Source organism: Pedobacter sp. 05L430 (assembly GCF_056397585.1).
In genome coordinates this window covers 1-2,251 of sequence record NZ_JBFTNT010000445.1, presented here as the reverse complement: position 1 = coordinate 2,251, position 2,251 = coordinate 1, and the positions used below count along the sequence as shown (strand labels likewise).

The 2,251-nt window shown below is 42.6% G+C and carries 2 protein-coding genes; both read left to right on the top strand.

What is annotated here, in order from left to right:
- The first annotated feature begins 319 nt into the window (after positions 1-319).
- The gene (locus tag AC1DG9_RS26195; protein ID WP_172663451.1) at positions 320-988 is read left to right on the top strand and encodes an ABC transporter ATP-binding protein; all 669 of its coding nucleotides are present in this window, start codon (positions 320-322) and stop codon (positions 986-988) included.
- A gap of 19 nt (positions 989-1,007) precedes the next feature.
- A partial coding sequence (locus AC1DG9_RS26190) for an ABC transporter permease (RefSeq protein WP_477635584.1) occupies positions 1,008-2,251 on the top strand: 1,244 nt, incomplete at its 3' end.

Sequence of the window (2,251 nt, the reverse complement as noted above, 5' to 3'; positions counted from 1 at the left end):
CGCCGTGATTATATCTTTGCCTTAAGAAGCTTTTGGAGTGCCTACTTCAACCTTCGGCAGCTGACGCTTTATGATTTTACCACCAATAAAAAAATATAAGCCTTCTAATCAATAAATGACACCATAAAACCACAAAATCATATGAAAAACTTAATTCCTTTGCCAATAAAATGCCAGATGACCCCAAGACCAATTGATACTTATTTTGAAGGGTGAAAATGGAAAATTAGTGGTAACTTTTAGACCACCAGGAGCGGAGCTTCAATTTCTCGTCACGGAATGTAAAATCCTATAATAACAATTATTAACTCAAATCGAAATGATACAATTATCAAACATAGAAAAAGTTTACCGTACCAAAACTATCGAAACCACTGCCCTGAACCACATTAATCTTAACATTAACAAAGGGGAATTTGTAGCCATTATGGGCCCTTCTGGCTGCGGCAAAAGTACTTTACTCAACATAATGGGACTATTGGATACGCCCACTGCCGGATCCATTGCAATTGCCAATCAGCCTGTCACTTCTCTCAGCCGCAAACGCCTGGCAACCTTCCGAAATCTTAAGCTGGGTTTTATTTTTCAGAGTTATCACCTGATCAATGACCTTTCGGTTATAGACAATGTGGAGCTACCACTTTTATACCGCAAGGGTATTTCAGGTACTGAAAGGCGCAAAAGAGCTTTAGTCGCTTTGGAGAAAGTAGGATTAAGTGCCCGCACCAAGCACTACCCCAATCAGCTTTCGGGTGGACAGCGTCAGCGCGTGGCCATTGCCCGTGCTATTATTGGGGATCCCGAAATCCTGCTTGCAGATGAGCCAACCGGGAACCTCGACAGTGCTATGGGAGAAGAGGTGATGAACTTAATGCTTCATCTGAATAAAATTGATGGTACAACAATCGTTATGGTCACTCACGATGAGCAGATGGCAAAAAAAACACAGCGGATCATTCACTTTTTTGACGGCCAGCAAGTCAGTTAATCTGTATAACCTAGAAATCATGTTAAAAAATTATATAAAACTCACTTTTAAAGTTATGCTTCGCAAGAAGTATTATACCGCGCTGACCCTCGTGGGCATTAGCCTGACCCTTATGGTCATCACGGTATTCGCATCCTTTCTGGATCAGATTGTGAGTGCGAATCCGCCGGAAATTCATCGGGAAAGAACGCTGATCCTTGATAAAGTATCTGTTTATAAGGGGGATAAAAAGACAGATGCGGCACCTAGCATCAGCTTCCTTCAAAAAAATATACGAGCTTTGCAAAGCACTGAGACCATTTCCTACTTTACGACCAGAGAGTTTATTTCGTTCCTAAATGGAAAAACTGCGGGTCATATCCTTAAGTTTACCGATGAAAATTTCTGGAAGATCACGGATTTTGAATTTTTGGAAGGAAAACCCTTTAATATTATCKAGGTCAGAAAAGGTGCCCGGGTTGCCGTGATCAGTGAAAAAACAAAAGCATACTTTTTTAAGGACGGCGCTGCCCTGGGGAAGACCTTTCCGATACAAGGAATAGCTTACCAAGTGATTGGTGTAGTAAAGCCCGCAACGCCCTTCAGCAGAATTTATTCCGATGTTTATGTTCCTTACACCACTGATGTGAATACCCAGCGAACAGAAAAAGCGCTGGAAGGCACTTATAATGCGCTGCTGTTAGCAAAGACGAACGACCTGAAAAAGGTGCGTGCCGAGCTAAGAGGGATTCTAAAAAAAGCGAATCTGGTTTCGGGTGCAGATTCGGTAAAAGTGCATGCATTCACCGCTTTGGAACAATTTGCGAAAAGCAGCTCCTTTAACGATGATGAACCTGAATATGGGAAAACCGCGATTGTAATTAGTATTGTGCTGATCCTTTTTATGCTGATCCCGGCAATCAGTCTGGTGAATATTAATGTCACCAGGATTGGAGAACGGGCAGAGGAAATCGGTATCCRTAAGTCGTTCGGTGCAACTTCCGGTACCCTTGTGGGGCAACTGGTAACAGAAAACATCATCATTACCTTAATTGGTGGATTGATCGGCCTAGGCTTATCCATTTACGCCTCACAGTTGCTGGTACAGTTTATCAACACCTTTGATCCGCTATTCAAAATGCCGACCGATAGTTTTATCATCAGCTGGCGGGTGTTTGGTTTCTGTCTTTTTAGCTGTCTGTTACTTGGATTGGTCTCGGGGATTTATCCCGCCTGGAAAATGTCGCGAATGGATGTTATTTACGCATTGAAAGGAGGAAACAG